Genomic DNA, 19,642 nt, shown 5'->3' with positions numbered 1-19,642 from the left:
AACATTTTTGAAAAAAATGTCTATTTATATAATAAAATATATTGAAATCTCAAAAAATCTAATAAATAACCTAAATTTTTCACAGTCAAAACTATAGTTTAGTAGGTCATTTTAAGTCTATGAAAGCGCTATAATGAAAGTGCTTTCAAATAAGGAAGCACATCAAAAGATACGAGAGGGGATGTCAAATGTTTAAACGCAATTTATTACTACTTATCATTGCATTGCTAGCTATGTTAGTAATTGCAGCGTGTGGCGGTGGCGAAGAAGCAACACCAGAGCCAACAACAGATCCTGAGCAAACAAACGAGGGACCTGCTGAGCTTGACACAACACCAATTACTTTCACTTATTTCAATGCAGCAGTACCAGGAAGAGATATGAACAGTAACGAAACTAGAATTGGTAAAATTCTAGAAGAGAAAACTGGCGTAAACTTCAAGCTAGAGCATATCGTTGGAGATATGAATACTAGAATTGGTGTTATGGTTGCAAGTGGCGACTATCCAGATGTATTAATTCCGGATGCAGCGATTGATACAATCCTTGATGCTGGAGCGTTTATTCCACTTAACGATTTACTAGAGCAATACGGACCTGACATTATGGAAATGTACGGTGAGTACATCACTCACATGACTCATGACGATGGCAACATCTATTTCATTCCTTTCGGGGCTGATATTAATGAGTTTATTCCTAACCCGGAAATTGACCAAGGTGCTTTCTGGATTCAACGTGGAATCTTAAAAGAAGCTGGTTACCCAGAAATTAAAACTGTAGATGAGTACTTTGCTTTAATCGAAGATTATGCAGCTAAAAATCCACAAGTCGATGGAATGAACGTAATTCCTTTTACTGGATTAACGTATGACTGGAGATTCTTCGCATTTTCTAACGTACCAAACCATTTAGCGGGCTTCCCGAATGATGGTGGAGTACAAATCGACATGGAAACTTTTGAAGCGTCAGTATATGCTGATTCTGATATTACTAAAGAATACTTCCAAAAGTTAAACGATTTGAATGCTAAAGGTTTATTAGACCGCGAATTATTCGTAGCTAACTACGATGAGTATATTGCTAAGTTATCATCTGGTCGTGTATTAGGATTCTTTGATTATGGATGGCAATGGGGCGATGCGCGTAACGCATTACGTGACGCTGGAAACACTGACCGTGAATTTGTTGCACTACCAGTTACAATTGACGGACGTCCAGACCAATATCTAGATCCTCCTGCATTTGTTAATAACCGTGGTATCGGTATCACTACAAGTGCAAAAAATCCAGAGCGTATCATTCAATTCTGGAATGAGTTAGTTAAAGAAGAAAACCAGAAGTTAGTATTCTGGGGCTTCGAAGGCGAGCACTATGATGTAAACGAAGAAGGTCGTTTCTACCGTACTGCAGACCAAATCGCACTTGTTGAAAACGAAGAACATAGAGAAGAAGTTGGAATGAAGATGTTTGAGTGGAACTGGCCTCGTGTAAACGGTTCTTTCTCTGATGGAAATGCTGTTGAACCACGTCGTCAACCAGAAGTAGTTCAAGCAGGATTGAGAGAAGCTGACCTAGAGACTTTAGAAGCTTATGGCGTTGAAACTTATGCTCAAATGTTTGCTGACCCACAAGAGCGTCCTTGGTACCCAGCTTGGAGCGCAGCTATGGAGCAAGGTTCTCCACAACAAATCTTTGACGAGCGTTCTCAAGAGTTAACAAGAAGACACTACCCTCGTATCGTATTAGCTGAACCTGGCGACTTCGAAAAAGAGTGGGAAGACTTCGTAACTCAGTACCGTAAGCTAGATGTTGAAGCATATGAAAACTTCTATACTGAAGTAGTACAAAATCGTATTAACGGAATTTGGTAATTTGTACTGAAGCTTAGTAAAAGGAGTAGCTGTGGCAAACCGAATACAAGGATTGTCACAGCTTTCCTATTTATAAATGCTTCGGTATACAACAAGGAGGGAGACTTTTGTCAATACAACAGCCAGTAGTACAAACAACAGAGCCATTGAAACAGAAAAAGCCACCAAAGAAAAAGTTTGACTTCAAGTTATTTATCAAAAAATGTGGTGAACAAAAAGCTTTATTGTTAATGAGTATCCCATTTTTAATTTGGTTACTTATTTTCAGATATGTTCCTTTATACGGTTGGGTTATGGCCTTCCAAGATTTCCGACCAGCACGACCAATACTTGAACAAGAATGGGCAGGATTGAAGCATTTTGAGTTTTTATTTACTGACCCACGATTTATGGAAGTTTTACGAAATACGTTAGCGATGAGTTTTATTAACCTTGTGCTAGGTTTCGTGACAGCAATTGGATTAGCGGTTCTATTAAATGAACTTAGAAATATGAAGTTTAAGAGAGTTGTTCAAACGATTAGTTACATGCCTCACTTCTTATCATGGGTAGTAGCAGCTGGTATCGTTTCTTATGCATTATCTCTTGATAACGGAATTGTAAACATTGTACTTACTAACTTAGGGATTATTAAAGAGCCTATTATTTGGTTAGGAGTCGGTGAATATTTCTGGGGTATTATCGGGGCTGCCGATGTATGGAAAAATGTTGGTTGGAACTCAATCATCTATTTAGCAGCGATTGCTATGATCGATACAGAGCAATACGAAGCAGCTGAAATTGATGGTGCAAACCGTCTACAACGAATTTGGTATATTACGATTCCAGGAATGAGACCAGTTATCGTTATCTTATTAATTATGAACTTAGGCTACATTTTAGAGTCTGGCTTTGAAGCACAGTATCTATTAATGAATCCAATGAATATGGACTATGCAGAAAACTTGGATATCTTTGTTCTACGATACGGGATTTCAATGGGTAACTTCTCACTTGCCACAGCAGCCGGTATATTTAAAACAGTCGTAAGTTTTATATTCTTATTTGCAGCAAACAGTATTGCTAAGAAGCTCGGCGAAGCGAGACTATTCTAGAGGAGGGTCATCATGAAGTTATTGGATAAAATCAAAGGGAGTCGTCGTTCGTTAGATGACCTGATATTTGATTCATTAAATGTAGTATTTATGATTTTATTATGTGTGGTTATGTTATACCCGATGTTAAACACGTTAGCTGTATCTTTTAATGATGCGACTGACTCAGTCCGAGGCGGAATTTACCTTTGGCCTAGAGAATTTTCATTGTATAACTATCAACATGTTCTTGGAGAATCACAGCTATTACATGCTGGATTAATCTCAGTATTACGTACAGTTATCGGAACAGCTATTTCTGTATTATGTACAGCAATGGTTGCCTACACGATTAGTCGCCAGTACTTTGTATTACGTAAATTCGTAACAATTGCATTCGTATTAACAATGTATTTCAATGGTGGACTTATCCCAACTTATTTATTAATGAGAGAATTATCTTTAATTGGTACGTTCTGGATTTATATTATTCCAGGGATTATTGGGGTATTTAACTTAATCGTTGTTCGTTCATTTATTGAGGGATTACCAGAATCGATTTTTGAATCTGCTCGAATTGATGGAGCAGGAGAATTTACACAGTTTTTCAAACTCGCATTACCTTTAGCTATACCGGTAATTGCAACAATCTCTTTATTCGTAGCTGTATTCCAATGGAATCAATGGTTTGACGTATTCTTGTACAACTCATCACAATCTCATTTAAGTACATTACAATATGAGTTAATGAAGATTTTACAAAACTCGAATGCATCATTATCAGGAAGATCTCCTTCAGATGCGTTTTCAGCTGCACAAAATGCAAATGCTAATACAGTGACACCTACAGCCGTTCGAGCAGCAATGACGATTATCGTAAGTGTACCGATCATTTGTGTATATCCATTCTTACAGAAGTACTTTGTTAAAGGTTTAACACTTGGTGGAGTAAAAGGTTAATACGCTAACACTTAAAAAATACAGATAAAAACAGTGCAGAATTAAAAACTATTAGTATATGGATACAAAAGATTTTGTCATGGAAAGGAATCTATCGCTATGTATACACCTAAAAATATCTTTTTTAATGCACATCATTCCCCGATTGGAGCGTTTTCTAGCTTTACGTTAGGATTCCATGGGAATGGGGGGGGCTTAGATTTAGAACTGGGCCGTTCACCAAAGCAAAATGTTTATATTGGACTAGAAACTAAGGAAGGTGGCATGTTTCAAAGCCTACCATTCCATTTAGATGCAGAGAGTGAAGCTAGTCGTTATGATATTGAAAATCCAGATCCCGATCCAAACAAACCAGACATCGTTAAGCATTTTGCCAAAGAAGAGATTACAAGGGAGTTTAATATAGCAACAGATACGTGGAAGGCAGGAGACTTAACATTTACGATTTATTCTCCTGTCCAAGCGGTTCCGGACCCTACGAAAGCATCCGCTGAGGAACTAAAGTTTACTTTAGTTCCCGCGGTTATTGCGGAAATTACAATTGATAATTCAAAAGGAACAAAGAAGAGAAGAGCATTTTTTGGTTATGAAGGATCGGATCCATATAGTTCGATGCGTCGCTTAGACGATACTTCAGCCGTAAAAGGTGTTGGCCAAGGCCGATTAACTTCTATTGTTTCCAATGATCCAGATGTACAATCAGCATTACACTTTAGTTTAGTTGATATCTTACTTAATCCGTTCCAAGAAAATTGGACATTTGGGTTAGGTAAAGTCGGAACATTAATAATGGACACAGAGCCAGGTGAAGTGAAAACGTTTAAGTTTGCTGTGTGTTTCCATCGTTCTGGCTATGCGACAGCAGGATTAGATACAACTTATTTGTACAATCAATATTTTAAAAATATTGAAGAGGTAGGCGAGTATGCATTAGACCAGTTTGATTCTTTAGTGGCTAAAGCCGAGGAATCAAACCAACTATTAGTTGACTCAAGCTTATCGACTGACCAAAAGTTTATGATGGCTCATGCAATTCGTAGCTATTATGGATGTACTCAACTTTTAGAACAAGATGGAAAGCCTTTATGGGTTGTTAATGAAGGTGAGTACAGAATGATGAATACGTTTGATTTAACAGTTGACCAACTTTTCTTTGAAATGAAACTCAATCCGTGGACGGTAAAGAATGTTCTTGATTTGTTTGTTGAGCGCTATAGCTATGAGGATAACGTTCGTTTCCCTGGTGATGAAACGGAATATCCAGGTGGAATTAGTTTTACTCATGATATGGGTGTCGCTAATACATTCTCAAGAGCACAGTATTCCTCTTATGAACTATATGGTTTAGACGGATGTTTTTCACATATGACACAAGAACAGTTAGTGAACTGGCTCCTATGTGCGGCGGTTTATGTAGAACAAACGGGAGACAAAGAATGGTTACAACAGCGGATGCCAATTCTTGAACAATGTTTCCAAAGTATGTTGAATCGTGATCATCCTGACCCAGAAAAACGAAATGGTCTTATGGGACTAGATAGTACTCGTGTTATGGGTGGAGCTGAAATCACAACGTATGACAGTTTAGATGTGTCACTTGGTCAAGCACGAAATAACCTTTATCTTGCAGGGAAATGTTGGGCAGCTTATGTTGCTCTAGAGAAGATTTTTGCAGCTGAAGGGTTGCAAGAATTATCAAGAGCAGCTGGAGAACAAGCTGAACGAGCTGCAAACACAATTACTGAAAATGTGACAGAGCAAGGCTATGTACCAGCCGTCATCGGAGAAGGTAATGATTCAAAAATCATTCCTGCGATTGAAGGATTGGTGTTCCCATTCTTTACGAATTGCCAAGAAGCCTTAGACCGTAATGGTCGATTTGGTAGTTACATTCAAGTATTGGAAAAGCATTTAGAGGTTGTACTACAAGAAGGCATATGCTTATTCCCTAACGGTGGATGGAAAATCTCTTCAACTAGTAACAACTCATGGTTAAGTAAAATCTACTTATCACAATTCATTGCTCGTAAAATACTAGATGTTCCTTGGGATAAAAAAGGTGCGAAAGCTGATGCTGCTCATGTGGAATGGCTGACACATCCTACATTATCTATCTGGAGTTGGAGTGATCAAATCATCTCCGGAGAAATTTCAGGGAGTAAATATTACCCACGTGGAGTAACTAGCATTTTATGGCTAGAGGAGTAAGAGTATAATTTAAAGAAATGATTAAAATACCCGTCTATCTTAGTGATAACATAGACGGGTATTACTTTTAGGAGGATCTTATGACGAACAAAAAACAAATTCAATCTCTTCAATCTACATATGAAGATTATTTCTACATTGGAGCAGCAGTGAACGAACGTTCGATGAAAGATAATCAGGAATTAATCAAAACACATTATAATAGTTTGACTTCGGAAAATGATATGAAGTTTGGCTTATTACAACCTAAAGAAGGGATTTTCACCTTTGACAAGGCGGATAAGCTTGTAGCGTTTGCTGATGAACATAAGATGAATTTAAGAGGACACACTCTAGTTTGGCATAACCAAACGTCAGATTGGATTTTTACAAATGAAGATGGTACTCAAGTCAATCGTGAAACATTGTTACAACGAATGAAAACACATATTGATACGGTGCTAGGAAGATACCAAGGACGGTTTTATAGTTGGGATGTTGTAAATGAAGCTATTTCTGATGATGAAGGAGTCTACTTACGACCTTCAAAATGGTTAGAGATTATTGGTGAAGACTTTATTGCAAAAGCTTTTGAATACGCTCATCAAGCGGACCCGAATGCGACCCTTTTTTACAACGATTATAATGAATCAAACCCTGAAAAAAGCAAAAAAATCTATCGACTCGTTAAATCATTACTCGAGCAAGGCGTTCCAATTCATGGAGTTGGACTACAAGCACACTGGAATTTATATCAGCCTAGTATGGACGACATTAAAGCGGCAATTGAACTTTATGCATCACTTGGAGTACAGCTGCAAATTACAGAAATGGATGTTTCCATGTTTGCTCATGAAGACAAGCGTACAGATGTAGTTCATCCAACAGAAGAAATGCTAGAATTACAAGCTGAACGGTATGAGCAATTTTTTAAGCTGTTCCGAGAGTACAAAGACTCGATTTCTTCAGTTACTTTCTGGGGAGCGAGTGATGCTTATACATGGTTGAATAACTTCCCAGTGAGAGGAAGAAAGAACTGGCCGTTTGTATTCGATAAAAACGATGAACCCAAAAAAGCATATTGGAAAATTAGTGACTTCAAGTAAACGAAAAGAATCAAAATGTTTGGAGGAATAAAAACCCATGAAAACAATTGAAGATACAGGCTATGATGCATGGTTACACTATGGAAAAATAAAAAACGTTCACATCCAAAAAGAATATCTACCTTATTTTAAGAATCTTGTTGTTCTTGAAGAGTCTATCATTCTTGAGTCTGCCCAAAAAGAGCTTCAGCAGGCGATTTCTAGCATGCTTGCGGTTAATTTAGAAGTGACGAAAAAAATGGAGGAACAGTCATCTGTTTTTTTAGTGACAGAGAAAAGCTATGACCTTTTTCATAAGCAAATTGGAACTGATGTAACAAAACAACTGTCAGACGAAGGATATGCTATTAAATCGATAGGAAACAAAAATGGTCTAATCATCTATGGTAAAACAAATGTAGGCGTTTTATATGGTGTATTTCACCTCCTTCGAATGATGTCAATGGAAATGTCTTTACATGATATTGAGCTGATTGAAAACCCTAAAAATCAGCTTCGTATGATGAATGAATGGGACAACATGGACGGAAGCGTTGAACGTGGATATGCGGGCAATTCCGTTTTCTTTGAAAATAATCGTTTTGTTCAAGATTTGACGAGAATCAAAGATTATGCAAGGATGCTTGCTTCGGTAGGAATTAATGCGATTGCTTTTAACAATGTGAATGTTCATGAGGTAGAAACGGACTTAATCACTGCGAAGTTTTTACCTGATGTTAAAAATGTAGCTGATATTTTCAGTGCATATGGAATTAAAACGTTCTTGAGCATAAACTATGCGAGCCCCATTCAACTGGGTGAATTAGATACAGCAGACCCTCTTGATGAAAATGTGCGTCAGTGGTGGAAAGAAAAAGCGAAAGAAATATATAGTTACATTCCTAATTTTGGTGGTGTCCTTGTAAAAGCAGATTCTGAACATCGTCCTGGACCATTTACGTATGGAAGAAACCATGCGGATGGATCAAATATGCTAGCAGAGGCTCTTGAGCCATTCGGTGGCATTGTATTATGGCGTTGTTTTGTTTACAATTGCATGCAAGATTGGCGCGACCGATCAACAGACCGCGCACGTGCAGCGTACGACCATTTTAAACCACTTGATGGTGAGTTTCATGAAAACGTAATATTACAAATTAAAAATGGTCCAATGGATTTCCAAGTTCGTGAAGGAGTCTCGCCATTGTTTGGTGCGATGCCAAATACAAATCAAGTTCTTGAATTTCAAATCGCTCAAGAATATACAGGACAACAGCGTCACCTTTGTTATCTTATTCCACAATGGAAAGAAGTCTTGGACTTTGATACGTTTGCAAAAGGAGAAGGTTCTCCCATTAAAGCAGTTGCGGATGGCAGTATGTACAACTACAAATATTCTGGGATTACCGCTGTTTCAAACATTGGGAATGATGAAAACTGGACAGGACATACGTTGGCCCAAGCTAATTTATATGGTTATGGTCGCTTAACGTGGAATCCTGATTTATCGTCTGAAGAAATTACTGATGAATGGGTTAAAGTGACGTTTGGAACTGACCCTGAAGTAGTTAATGTCATATCTATGATGCTTCTTTCATCTTGGAGAATCTATGAAAATTATACGTCACCACTTGGGGTAGGTTGGATGGTAAATCCTAATCACCATTATGGCCCTAATGTAGACGGGTATGAATATTCGGTGTGGGGTACGTATCATTTCGCTGATTATAAAGGGATTGGTGTTGACCGAACGATTGCAACAGGTACAGGATATACAGGGCAATATTTTGCAGAAAATACAAAGATGTACGAATCATTGGAAACGTGTCCGGATGAGCTTTTGTTATTCTTCCATCATGTGCCATATACGCATAAACTCAAATCCGGAGTAACTGTTATCCAGCATATTTATAACACTCATTTTGAAGGTGTCGAGCAAGCAGAAGGTCTTGTTGCTGCATGGCAAGCGTTAGAAGGAAAAATGGACAGCGGCAGGTTCAATCATGTTTTAGCTCGATTGCAAGAACAAGCTGAACATTCAAAAGAATGGCGCGATATTATTAATACGTATTTCTATCGTAAATCGGGTATTGCCGATGAGTTACATCGAAAAATTTATTAAACTGCCTGTGAGCTAACAAATATGTATATGAACCCGTAATAAGGTGGAGATGCCAAAACGGGTTCATAAACTTATATATGAGCCCGAAAACTTGATGGAAAAACCAAAACGGGTTGATAAACCTATTTATGAACCCGAAACCATGGTGGAGATGCCAAAACGGGTTGATAAACCTATATACAACCCGAAAGCTTGATAAGGAACTTTATAGAGACTTGTGGGAGGGAAACAATGATTACAGTAAATGAGAATCTTCAAGGAAAAGTAGCGGTTGTTACTGGTGGAGGTGGCGTCTTATGTGGTGCGATGGCGAAGGAATTAGCTCGCCATGGTGTCAAAGTTGCCATTCTAAACCGAACACTAGAAAAGGGAGAAAAAGTCGCTCAGGAGATAAGAGATTCAGGCGGTGAAGCAATAGCTGTTGCGTGTGATGTTGTTAATGTGGAAAGTGTGAAAAAAGCAGAGGCTGTTGTGGCAGAAACCTTTGGTGCTTGTGATATTTTAATTAACGGTGCAGGTGGAAACCATCCTGCGGGTTCGACAACGAATGAAACGTTTAGCTCTGAGGATATTGAGAATCCTAATGTTACTAGCTTTTTTGACTTAACATTCGATGGTTTTAATCATGTGTTTAATGTTAATATCATCGGTACGGTCATTCCAACACAAATTTTCACGAAGAAAATGGTCAATCGTGATGGGGCAATAGTCATTAACATCTCATCCATGAGTGCGCCATGCCCAATGACGAAAGTTCCTGCATACAGTGCAGCTAAAGCAGGTATTGATAATTTTACACAGTGGTTAGCTGTACATATGGCTCCTGCTGGCATTCGAGTGAACGCAATTTCTCCTGGATTTTTCTTGACTGAACAAAACCGAAAGCTATTAACAAATGAAGATGGCTCATTAACAGAACGTTCGAATAAAATCATCTCCCATACACCTATGAGAAGATTCGGAAAGCCAGAAGATTTATTTGGAACGCTTTTATGGTTAGCTGATGAAAGGATGTCAGGGTTTGTAACGGGTATTTCAGTTCCGGTAGATGGTGGATTCATGTCTTACTCTGGAGTTTAATTTTTCCTTAGTAAATAGTGAAAAGGATGATGACGATGGATGTGGTCACAATCGGAGAAACAAGAGCCCTGTTTTCTCCTGAACCTTCTTCAACTCGTCCATACTCTCATACATATTTACGAACATTTGATGGAACAGAGTCAAATGTAGCCATTGCACTTGCAAAGCTAGGACACCAAGTGGGGTGGATTAGTAAAGTAGGGAATGACGGACTAGGAAAAGCTCTTTTATCTTTTGTAAAAGACCAAGGAGTCGATATCAGCCGTGTTCAAACAAGCATGTATGGTTCAACGGGTTTTTGCTTTAGAGAAATTGATAATGGCAATGAATATCAACTTGATGAGGATAGACGAGAAACCGCAGCAAGTGAACTAGAACTGTCCGATATTGATTCTGATTATCTCGCCAAAGCAAAATTTCTTTATGTTACAACGGATTTAATGATATGTACAAATATAACCATGCAGACGATAAAACAAGCAATTACAATAGCAAAGCTGAATCATGTTCAAATTGTCCTTGATATAGCGTTAGCCCATAATTTAGTAGAAAATGAATATGCGATACAAGTTGTCGACCAGTTGATACCTTTTGTGGATATCATTTTATGTAATGTCCAAGAAGACAATATCGTATTAGGAGAACAAGATCCAATGAAAGTTGGAAAGCTACTCATTAGTAAGGGACCGTCGCTTGCTATCGTGAATGTGGCTGAACATGGAGCTTATTATATCAACGAGCGACATCAACAATTTATTGAAAATCAAAGTAAAGTCAAAAGTAGAGAAGGATTTGCAGCGGGAATTTTATCAGGTCTAATTGAAGAACAATCATTAGACTGCGTCATCCAACGTGGATTTGCACTAGGCACTCTTTTGAACACTAGTCTGGAAAATGAACGTTATCCTTCATTAGAAGAGGTTAACAATGACTTAAAAAAGGAGGAGTACAACGAGTGAAACCATTTATTCATGAAGATTTTTTACTTCACTCCAAGGCTGCTAAGATTTTGTATCATGATTATGCCAAAGATATGCCTATTTACGATTACCATTGTCATTTAAGTCCACAAGAAATTGCAGATAATAAAATGTTTTCTAATCTTTCATCTATTTGGTTAGAAGGAGATCATTATAAATGGCGTGCTATGCGAAATATAGCGATTGAGGAAACTTATATTACTGGTAATGGTAGTGACCATGAGAAGTTTAAACAATGGTCAAAAACGGTACCGTATACTGTCGGCAATCCGTTGTATCATTGGACTCATCTAGAGTTAAAACGATATTTCCAAACGGATTTGCTTTTGGATGAAGAGACAAGTGAAGCGCTTTGGGAACACTGTAATGAATTACTGCAAACTCCAGATTACTCAACACAAAGAATTATTGAGAAATCAAATGTTAAAGTGATTTGTACAACAGATGACCCTATAGATGATTTGGAACACCATAAAATGATAAAAGAAAATCAAGGTTTTACAACTAAGGTGTTACCAGCATTCCGTCCGGACCTTGCAGTTGAACTGACAAAGTCTACTTTTAATGAGTACATTACTAAATTAGCAGAAGTGTCAGAGATTGAAATTGAATCATATGAACAGCTCCTTTCAGCACTTGAAAAACGAGCACATTATTTCCATGATGCGGGCTGCCGAATTTCAGACCATGGCTTAGAAACGTTGCCATTTTCACCTTGTTCTTTTGAAGAAGCTTCTTCGATTTTTGAGAAAGTAAGAAACGGAAGTTTAATAAACGAACAAGAAGAAATGAAATATAAGACGTATACGCTTGTGTTCTTGGGGAAACTGTATCATTCTCTAGGGTGGGCGATGCAATATCATGTCGGCGCTATTCGTGACAATAGTGACAGAATGCTAGCCTTGGCAGGTCCAAACTCTGGATTTGATTCAATTCATGACTTTTCATTAGCGAAATCATTAAATGGGATTTTAAATGAATTGGATAAAACGAATGAATTGCCAAAAACAATTATCTATTCTCTAAACCCTATCCACAATTATGTAGTTGCTACTGCGTGTGGAAACTTTCAATCCGAACAAAAGGGGAAAGTCCAGTTTGGGTCAGGTTGGTGGTTTAACGACCAAAAGGATGGAATGTTGCGACAAATGACTGATTTGGCGAATCTTGGATTGTTGCGTACCTTTGTCGGAATGTTAACAGATTCGAGAAGCTTCTTATCTTTTACACGTCATGAGTATTTCCGAAGAATTCTTTGTAACTTAATTGGCGATTGGGTTGAAAAGGGAGAGGCCCCTGCCGACTACAAACTTCTTGGCCAGATGGTTCAGGACATCTCTTACACAAACGCAAAAAACTATTTTGACATCGAAGTCCAAGAATAGAAAAACAACCATTAATAAAACAAGAGGGTGTGACACAAGATTATATACTTGTGTCACACCCTTTCTACCGCTTCTTAATTTTTGTAGGATAAACTCACTCCTGTACGAATCAATAATTATAGAGTAAATGGTAAATAATATACCCATAAGACTTTGTAATTTTACGGTAAAGTGGGGTAGAGTATGGAATCTATGACGACATGGGATGACATAATTGAATTACGTGAACAATTATATCAAAAAAACATTGAGTATTATATGAATGAAAGTGTACTTTCACCGAATTGGTGGGTTCTTTTGATAACTTTATTTATCATTCTTATAACGTGGATTGTACTTGTAGATAAACGAAAGTTATTTGATATAGTAACGTACGGCCTTTTAGTAGCTCTACTTTCGATCGTTTTAGATACTACTGGAGTTTGGATGTTATTATGGTCATATCCTATTAAATTAACTCCAATCGAATCTTCAATGTTTTCGATTCATTTGATTCATATGCCTTTTATTTATATGCTCGTCTATCAATATTTCACGAAATGGAAACCATTTTTGATAGTGATGACGGTAACTGCGTTTATATTTGCCTTTATATTAGAGCCATTACTGATTTGGTTGCAAATTTATGAAATATATAAATGGTCTTTTTATATATCCTTCCCAATATATATAGCGATTGCTGCATTTTTTAAGTGGCTTATTGAAAAGATGAAACAAGTACAAGAAAGGCATATTACATAATTGTAACTACTACATCTCCTCATTATAAAGAACTCTTCAACTGTTGAAACATTTCCTCTTACAATAACGTAATTACAGTAAGACGCAATAGTTGAGGAGGAGTATCTTACGCTTTGGTTACATTAGATTGAAGATATATATACATCATAGTGGGACAACTGGTTTAATTCCGATGTTAGACTCTGGTGCCACAAATGAGCATTTTTTAATCTGAATACAAAGGATAAGAAAGGAATTTTACATGTAAGATGAATATTCGGTTTGCTAGAATCTCAGAAGCAAGAACAATTCACAAGATCATGCTGAAAGCTTTTTCGCATAATAATGATGGTATCCCTTCTAGTGCTCTAGAAGAAACAATAGATGATATTGAATTTGCCCTCAAAAATGGCGAGAAAGCGATGCTGTGTCTTCAAGAAAAATCCCTGATAGGAATGATTCGTTTTCAAGAAAATGAGGATAGCGTTTATTTTTACCGTCTGGCGGTTCTTCCAACGATGCAAAGGCAAGGCGTAGCCAAAAGACTACTAGTAGCATTAGAGGAATATGCAAAAAAAGAAAACAAAACGTCGATATGGTGTAAAGTCCGATTGAGTATGCCCAATGCTATTTCTTTATACAGTTCTAATGGTTATACCCTAGTCAATGAGGAAGTTGTAACTAAACCAAATAATGAAACTGTAAAAATTGCTTCTATGAAAAAGAAAATCTAGTAATCTATCAAATATTTTATTCTGTGGAATCTTCCCTAAAATAAATGGACCATTTCAACAACGTAGAAATACTAAAAGGTGACCGTGTGAGGTCGACATATTAAGTATAATTAGGAACAGTACCGATACGCTCATTGCTTCAACGCCAGGACATTAGCTAAAAATCTATTGTCCTGGCCTTATGTCATCTTTTAAAGAGAAGAGAGGTATTTTGGTGAATGATGTAGAATCTAACTTGAATTAATATAAATTATGATAATTGGATGGGAGGTTTTGTACATGGTTAGAAATAATATCTCGAAAATACTATTTGGGTTGGGTATCCTTTCTTTAATAATTGGTTTTTTTACTGGAGGAATATCAGCAGATTATGGTCTGCTTTATGTCTTTACTTGGTGGTTGGGGAGTTTTATTTTTGGAATGATGCTTATTGGTTTCTCTGAAATCATTGATGTTCTCCATAAGTTAAATAATGGTCAACAAAAATTGCTAGATATTCATACTGCAACAGGAGAAGAAGACAACACGGTAAAAGAATAATCTGAATTATGAAGAAGATATATATGAGAGTTGGGGAAAATAATGGTAAAGAGAGAAAATACAATTGGGAACATTATATTTTGGTTGGGATTATTCATTCTCATTCTTGGGTTTATGGTTGGGTTAGGATTGGGCAGTGCTTACTCAGAGTTTGGTGAAATTGCTTGGATGATTACGTTAACTTGGTGGGGCAGTGCGTTTATTTCCGGTATGTTATTTATCGGATTTTCAGAGGTTATCGAACTTTTACATAAGATAAAATACGGTGAAACGAGCCCACAAAATGAAAAGAAGTATGAAGTAAAGCACGTAATCAAGGAAGAAGAAATCGCCACAACGATAGGGGAGTATACAACACAACGTCTGGTTGATTTATACAAGATGCAGGAAAAATCAATTGAAGAGGTGATTGTTACGCCTTTTCAAAAAAAGTTAATTGTAAAATGTGTAAATAATAAGAATGAAACACAGTATGAAGTTGTATCGACTGCTGGGAATGATGCAATTAATTCATCGATAGACAAACATCCAAAAATAAAAGAGTGGCTATCCGAAAATAAGGGTTTATAAAATAAAAATAATTTTTCTGCTACATCTTTATGTTAATATCTTGAGGATAGGTAACAATTTTAGTATTGTTATAAGGTATAATGAATATTAGCAAATTGTTCAAAAAATTGCGTGAAAGATTACGGTATGATAACTACATAAGGGGGAATACATAATGAGCCAATTTAATTCTTTATCAGTAACAGAGTTAAACGAACTTCACCAAACCTTACAAGAAAAGTATAACGCTTTTAAGGGACAAGGATTAAAATTAGATATGTCACGAGGCAAGCCTAGTTCACAGCAACTTGATCTATCAAATGGCATGCTCGATGTTTTAACTTCTGAGGATTCTCAAAAAGCAGCCGATGGCACGGATGTACGAAATTATGGAGGGTTAGATGGCCTTCCTGAAACAAAACAGTTCTTTGCAGAAATTCTTGAGGTGCGTCCGGAAGAGATTATTATCGGTGGGAATTCAAGTTTAAATATGATGCATGATACTATTGCAAGAGCGCTATTTCATGGAGTACCGGGAAGCGAAAAACCTTGGTCGGCCCTTCCCAAAGTAAAATTCTTATGCCCAAGTCCTGGATATGACCGACATTTTGCCATATGTGAGCTGTTTAACATTGAAATGATCATAGTCGATGTAACAGAAGAAGGACCAGACATGGACCTAGTAGAAAAGCTTGTAAAAGAAGATGAAGCGATTAAAGGAATTTGGTGTGTACCAAAATACAGCAACCCAGAAGGAATTACCTATTCTGATGAAGTGGTTGACCGTTTAGCTAAAATGGAAACAAAAGCTATTGACTTCAGAATCTTTTGGGATGATGCCTATACCATTCATCATCTGACAGATACGCCAGATCAATTAAAGAACATTCTTTCTACTTGTAAAGAAGTAGGAACAGAAGACCGTGTCTTTATCTTTACTTCAACATCTAAAGTAACATTTGCTGGGTCAGGAATTGGTGTTATGGCTGCGAGCGAAACCAATATTAAATACACGCAAAAGCTTTTGTCTTTTCAAACGATTGGTCCTGATAAAATTAATCAACTGCGGCACCTCAAGTTCTTTAAAAATCAGGAGAATTTAGCTGAACATATGAGAAAGCATGCCGAACTTATCAAGCCTAAATTTGATATCGTCTTAAATACGTTAGAAGCGGAATTAGCAGGAAGTGGAATTGCTTCATGGAAAAAGCCAAATGGTGGCTATTTCATTAGCTTTAATACGCTTGAAGGATGCGCGAAAAAAGTTGTAAGTATGGCGAAAGAAGCGGGAGTCACCTTAACTGGAGCAGGGGCTACATTCCCTTATGGAAAAGACCCAGAAGACCGTAACATTCGAATCGCTCCAACGTTCCCTTCTCTTGAAGAGCTACAAAAAGCAGTAGATGTATTTTGCTTATGTGTAAAAATTGCTAGCATTGAGAAATTAATAGCTGAACAATAACAATAAAAATGAATGCCTTGGTTCCTTTTCGTTTGGAACTAAGGTATTTTTTTGTGAATGTTTTGGGTGGTAAGTAGGTTTATAAAAAATGAAGAAGGAAAAGACAGGCTTATTACCGTTTTAAAAGGGGTATGAAGGATGTTTTATATGTCAAAAGTAATACACTATGTAAAACTAAAAGAAATAGTGCCAATGGAAGAAATGAGGGGTCTACAAAAATGTGAAAAGCAAGAATGTTAATCAATAAACAAGATGTAATGAGTAAAGTAAGTGGAATAAACCATCCAATAATTAGTAATAAACCACAAAAAAATTCGACTGACTTAACAAGGACTAATAAGTAGCCCGTACCTAAAAAGTCCAATGCTGGTTCGCTAATTGGAAACAGTGGATTCACCCCAAAATAGACTAAAAAGCCATTAATGCCAGCGCTTAAAAAGATAAGTCCTAATATCATTTCAAATACTCGTGCAACTTTCCATTTCATAAATATCAACCCCCTTATCCAATTCACATTTACTGGTGATTTTACAGGTGTTAATTAGGTTAGACAACATGAAAAAAGTAACTTTTTTTATCATTAATGAAACCATAAAGCAGTTAAGTCGTAACTATAAAGAGACAGTTGTTATAGTTTTATAGATAAGTTATGGCAAGAGGCCCCAAAATAGTATGACATATGGTATTATAAACAAATATAATTTTGTGAGGTGAAGAGAGGGATGGCATTACGATTAGAAAATGTATCAAAACGATTTGGAACGTTCACAGCAGTAGATAATATAACGCTTGAAGTGCCAGAGAGTGAAATGTTTGGTTTTCTTGGAGCAAATGGTGCGGGAAAGACGACGACCTTTCGGATGATATTAGGGTTATTGGACCAAACCGAAGGAAAGATTACGTGGAACGGCGAGAAAATAGATTATAGCACTGCACCAAGTATCGGCTATCTTCCTGAAGAGCGTGGACTTTATCCGAAAATGAAGGTTGATGACCAAATTGTCTATTTAGCTAGATTACGAGGGATGAAGAAGCCTGATATCCTAAAAGAGCTGGACTATTGGCTTGAAAGATTTCAAGTACCCGAATATAAAAATAAAAAAATTGAAGAGTTATCAAAAGGAAATCAACAAAAGATTCAATTGATTTCAGCGGTTATACATAAACCAAAACTTTTGATTTTAGATGAGCCATTTAGTGGTCTTGATCCAGTAAACGTTGAGCTTTTAAAGGATGCTGTCTCCGATATACACTCAAGCGGAACAACCATTGTATTTTCAAGTCATCAGATGGACCATGTTGAAGAAATGTGTCAAAATATTTGTATCATGCATCACGGTAAACCTGTGGTTCATGGGGAATTAAAGACGATTAAACGATCGTTTGGAAAAAAGAATGTAGTCATCCATGCGGACTTTGATGTAAGTACACTTAAAGATGTACCTGGTGTTGTGAAAGCAAAGATGATTACTGAAGGGATACATTTACAAGTAGAGTCTGAAGCTATTGCAAACGCTGTATTTAATCAGGTGGCATCAATGGGTTTTGTTAGGAAATTTGAACTAGAAGAGCCATCTTTACATGATATCTTTATAGAAAAGGTGGGTGCAACGAATGAGTAATTTTTGGATTATGTTATCCCATTCGTACATCTCAAAAGTAAAAGCTAAATCATTTATTATTACAACTTTACTTTTTTGTGTGGGAATTATTTTATTATCGAACATTAATACGATTACGAGTACGTTTACTGGTGATGGCAAAGACCAAGTAGCGGTAATAGACCATACAGATTCAATGTTTCCTATTCTAGAAGAAGAGTTGGGAGGAATTACTGAGGATATAGAGCTCGTACTAGTAACAACTCCAGAAGCGGAACTAGAAACCGAGGTAGATGAAGGTATTTATGAAGGGGCTTTAATTTTACGAAGTGACGAGAATGGATTTCCAGTTGCAGTCTATAAATCTAATACGCTCGCGATGAATTACATAACAGTTAGTCTAACTACCGCCCTACAACATATTCAAATGTCACTAGCAGCTACTAATTTAGATTTGACAATGGATGAATTGGCTTCTCTTCATGCTCCTGTTGCATTTACAAATGAAGCAATTACAGAAGGCGCTAAATCTGAGGAAGAACTAAACCAAGCAAGAGGAATTGTTTATGTCTTATTGTTCTTTATTTATTTTGCCGTCATTGCCTATGCAAGTATGATTGCAACGGAAGTGGCTACAGAAAAGTCTTCTCGCGTAATGGAAATATTAATATCGAGTGTGTCGCCAGTTAAACAAATGTTTGCTAAAATAATAGGGATTAGTTTAGTAGGGCTAACACAGCTTACCACTTTACTTTTAGTCGGTTATTTTTCAGTAATGCGCAAACAAGATGAGCTGATGGGAGGCTTTTTCGAATATTTTGGTTTCGGAGAATTTTCTCTTGGGATCATAATATATGCGATTGTATTCTTTTTACTAGGATACTTTTTATATGCGACAATCGCTGCATTACTTGGTTGTATTGTCAGTCGAATTGAAGATGTAAATCAAGCAATTATGCCTCTAGTCTTTCTTGTCATGATTGGTTTCTTTATTGCGATGTTTGGCTTAGGAAATCCAGAGTCCGCATTTATTACTGTTACATCCTACATTCCGTTTTTTACGCCAATGGTTATGTTCCTTCGCGTGGGGATGCTTAATATTTCAATAATTGAGCCTATTGTAGGAATGCTCGTGTCACTACTCTCTATTATCGTTATTGCCTATTTTGGTGCGAAAGTATATCGTGGTGGAGTCCTTATGTATGGAAAATCGACTTCAATTAAAGACTTTAAAAAAGCAATTGAACTTACCAAAAAATAAAAAAACTTATGAGGGTGGAACAAAAGCTA

Annotated in this window: 17 protein-coding genes; 16 read left to right on the top strand and 1 reads right to left on the bottom strand. The window is 36.9% G+C overall.

Annotated features, from left to right (window positions below; translation table 11 throughout):
• Window positions 1-188: 188 nt before the first annotated feature.
• From BK585_RS13150 to BK585_RS13085, 14 genes are all read left to right on the top strand, one after another.
• On the top strand, window positions 189-1,874 hold the full coding sequence (locus BK585_RS13150) for an ABC transporter substrate-binding protein (protein WP_078553861.1): 1,686 nt from the start codon (window positions 189-191) through the stop codon (window positions 1,872-1,874).
• Between the two features lie 230 nt (window positions 1,875-2,104).
• Window positions 2,105-2,968, top strand: a complete 864-nt coding sequence (locus tag BK585_RS13145; protein WP_078556818.1) for an ABC transporter permease — start codon at window positions 2,105-2,107, stop codon at window positions 2,966-2,968.
• 12 nt (window positions 2,969-2,980) lie between these two features.
• Window positions 2,981-3,907: a carbohydrate ABC transporter permease gene (locus BK585_RS13140; RefSeq protein ID WP_078553859.1), complete on the top strand. Its 927-nt coding sequence runs from the start codon at window positions 2,981-2,983 to the stop codon at window positions 3,905-3,907.
• Between the two features lie 99 nt (window positions 3,908-4,006).
• Window positions 4,007-6,115, top strand: coding sequence for a glycoside hydrolase family 52 protein (locus BK585_RS13135; RefSeq protein ID WP_078553857.1), 2,109 nt, complete (start codon window positions 4,007-4,009; stop codon window positions 6,113-6,115).
• 80 nt (window positions 6,116-6,195) lie between these two features.
• Window positions 6,196-7,200, top strand: coding sequence for an endo-1,4-beta-xylanase (locus tag BK585_RS13130; protein ID WP_078553856.1), 1,005 nt, complete (start codon window positions 6,196-6,198; stop codon window positions 7,198-7,200).
• Window positions 7,201-7,237: 37 nt separating this feature from the next.
• Window positions 7,238-9,301, top strand: coding sequence for an alpha-glucuronidase family glycosyl hydrolase (locus BK585_RS13125; RefSeq protein ID WP_078553855.1), 2,064 nt, complete (start codon window positions 7,238-7,240; stop codon window positions 9,299-9,301).
• Between the two features lie 231 nt (window positions 9,302-9,532).
• Complete coding sequence (locus tag BK585_RS13120; RefSeq protein ID WP_078553854.1) at window positions 9,533-10,381, top strand: SDR family oxidoreductase; 849 nt, start codon at window positions 9,533-9,535, stop codon at window positions 10,379-10,381.
• A 35-nt stretch (window positions 10,382-10,416) separates the two neighbouring features.
• Window positions 10,417-11,340 (top strand): sugar kinase, encoded by a 924-nt coding sequence (locus BK585_RS13115; protein WP_170885581.1) that lies wholly within the window; start codon window positions 10,417-10,419, stop codon window positions 11,338-11,340.
• Window positions 11,337-12,746 carry a glucuronate isomerase gene (gene uxaC, locus BK585_RS13110; protein ID WP_078553852.1) on the top strand — a complete coding sequence of 470 codons (1,410 nt, stop codon included), beginning with the start codon at window positions 11,337-11,339 and terminating at the stop codon, window positions 12,744-12,746. Before BK585_RS13115 ends, uxaC begins: the two co-directional genes overlap by 4 nt.
• Before the next feature lie 183 nt (window positions 12,747-12,929).
• Window positions 12,930-13,487 carry a CBO0543 family protein gene (locus tag BK585_RS13105; protein ID WP_078553851.1) on the top strand — a complete coding sequence of 186 codons (558 nt, stop codon included), beginning with the start codon at window positions 12,930-12,932 and terminating at the stop codon, window positions 13,485-13,487.
• Window positions 13,488-13,735: 248 nt separating this feature from the next.
• The gene (locus BK585_RS13100) at window positions 13,736-14,200 is read left to right on the top strand and encodes a GNAT family N-acetyltransferase (RefSeq protein ID WP_078553850.1); all 465 of its coding nucleotides are present in this window, start codon (window positions 13,736-13,738) and stop codon (window positions 14,198-14,200) included.
• A 279-nt stretch (window positions 14,201-14,479) separates the two neighbouring features.
• Entirely contained in the window at window positions 14,480-14,740 is a 261-nt protein-coding gene (locus tag BK585_RS13095) for a hypothetical protein (RefSeq protein WP_078553849.1), read from the top strand.
• 42 nt (window positions 14,741-14,782) lie between these two features.
• Window positions 14,783-15,310 carry a hypothetical protein gene (locus tag BK585_RS13090; RefSeq protein WP_078553848.1) on the top strand — a complete coding sequence of 176 codons (528 nt, stop codon included), beginning with the start codon at window positions 14,783-14,785 and terminating at the stop codon, window positions 15,308-15,310.
• A gap of 154 nt (window positions 15,311-15,464) precedes the next feature.
• On the top strand, window positions 15,465-16,751 hold the full coding sequence (locus BK585_RS13085; RefSeq protein WP_078553847.1) for an aspartate aminotransferase type Ic: 1,287 nt from the start codon (window positions 15,465-15,467) through the stop codon (window positions 16,749-16,751).
• A 112-nt stretch (window positions 16,752-16,863) separates the two neighbouring features.
• On the opposite strand, the gene BK585_RS13080 is transcribed toward BK585_RS13085, so the two are convergent.
• The gene (locus BK585_RS13080; protein ID WP_078553846.1) at window positions 16,864-17,238 is read right to left on the bottom strand and encodes a hypothetical protein; all 375 of its coding nucleotides are present in this window, start codon (window positions 17,236-17,238) and stop codon (window positions 16,864-16,866) included.
• Between the two features lie 235 nt (window positions 17,239-17,473).
• Between BK585_RS13080 and BK585_RS13075 the strand changes: the two genes are divergently transcribed.
• Together BK585_RS13075 and BK585_RS13070 are read left to right on the top strand one after the other, a co-directional pair.
• Entirely contained in the window at window positions 17,474-18,373 is a 900-nt protein-coding gene (locus BK585_RS13075; protein ID WP_078553845.1) for an ABC transporter ATP-binding protein, read from the top strand.
• Window positions 18,366-19,613 carry an ABC transporter permease gene (locus tag BK585_RS13070; protein ID WP_078553844.1) on the top strand — a complete coding sequence of 416 codons (1,248 nt, stop codon included), beginning with the start codon at window positions 18,366-18,368 and terminating at the stop codon, window positions 19,611-19,613. The genes BK585_RS13075 and BK585_RS13070 overlap by 8 nt, the downstream gene beginning before the upstream one ends.
• The last annotated feature ends 29 nt before the right edge of the window (window positions 19,614-19,642 follow it).

This window comes from Bacillus alkalicellulosilyticus (assembly GCF_002019795.1).
Classification (GTDB): domain Bacteria; phylum Bacillota; class Bacilli; order Bacillales; family Bacillaceae_F; genus Bacillus_AO; species Bacillus_AO alkalicellulosilyticum.
This window is presented reverse-complemented; position numbering and strand designations above follow the sequence as displayed.

Excerpts from the sequence above, each read along its gene's own strand:
- BK585_RS13125 (WP_078553855.1), top strand. The coding sequence starts at position 7,238 with ATGAAAACAATTGAAGATACAGGCTATGATGCATGGTTACACTATGGA.
- BK585_RS13100 (WP_078553850.1), top strand. The coding sequence starts at position 13,736 with ATGAATATTCGGTTTGCTAGAATCTCAGAAGCAAGAACAATTCACAAG.
- BK585_RS13145 (WP_078556818.1), top strand. The coding sequence starts at position 2,105 with ATGAGTATCCCATTTTTAATTTGGTTACTTATTTTCAGATATGTTCCT.
- BK585_RS13135 (WP_078553857.1), top strand. The coding sequence starts at position 4,007 with ATGTATACACCTAAAAATATCTTTTTTAATGCACATCATTCCCCGATT.
- BK585_RS13080 (WP_078553846.1), bottom strand. The coding sequence starts at position 17,238 with ATGAAATGGAAAGTTGCACGAGTATTTGAAATGATATTAGGACTTATC.
- BK585_RS13150 (WP_078553861.1), top strand. The coding sequence starts at position 189 with ATGTTTAAACGCAATTTATTACTACTTATCATTGCATTGCTAGCTATG.
- BK585_RS13075 (WP_078553845.1), top strand. The coding sequence starts at position 17,474 with ATGGCATTACGATTAGAAAATGTATCAAAACGATTTGGAACGTTCACA.
- BK585_RS13070 (WP_078553844.1), top strand. The coding sequence starts at position 18,366 with ATGAGTAATTTTTGGATTATGTTATCCCATTCGTACATCTCAAAAGTA.
- BK585_RS13130 (WP_078553856.1), top strand. The coding sequence starts at position 6,196 with ATGACGAACAAAAAACAAATTCAATCTCTTCAATCTACATATGAAGAT.
- BK585_RS13115 (WP_170885581.1), top strand. The coding sequence starts at position 10,417 with ATGGATGTGGTCACAATCGGAGAAACAAGAGCCCTGTTTTCTCCTGAA.
- BK585_RS13140 (WP_078553859.1), top strand. The coding sequence starts at position 2,981 with ATGAAGTTATTGGATAAAATCAAAGGGAGTCGTCGTTCGTTAGATGAC.
- BK585_RS13120 (WP_078553854.1), top strand. The coding sequence starts at position 9,533 with ATGATTACAGTAAATGAGAATCTTCAAGGAAAAGTAGCGGTTGTTACT.
- BK585_RS13085 (WP_078553847.1), top strand. The coding sequence starts at position 15,465 with ATGAGCCAATTTAATTCTTTATCAGTAACAGAGTTAAACGAACTTCAC.
- BK585_RS13105 (WP_078553851.1), top strand. The coding sequence starts at position 12,930 with ATGGAATCTATGACGACATGGGATGACATAATTGAATTACGTGAACAA.
- BK585_RS13095 (WP_078553849.1), top strand. The coding sequence starts at position 14,480 with ATGGTTAGAAATAATATCTCGAAAATACTATTTGGGTTGGGTATCCTT.
- BK585_RS13090 (WP_078553848.1), top strand. The coding sequence starts at position 14,783 with ATGGTAAAGAGAGAAAATACAATTGGGAACATTATATTTTGGTTGGGA.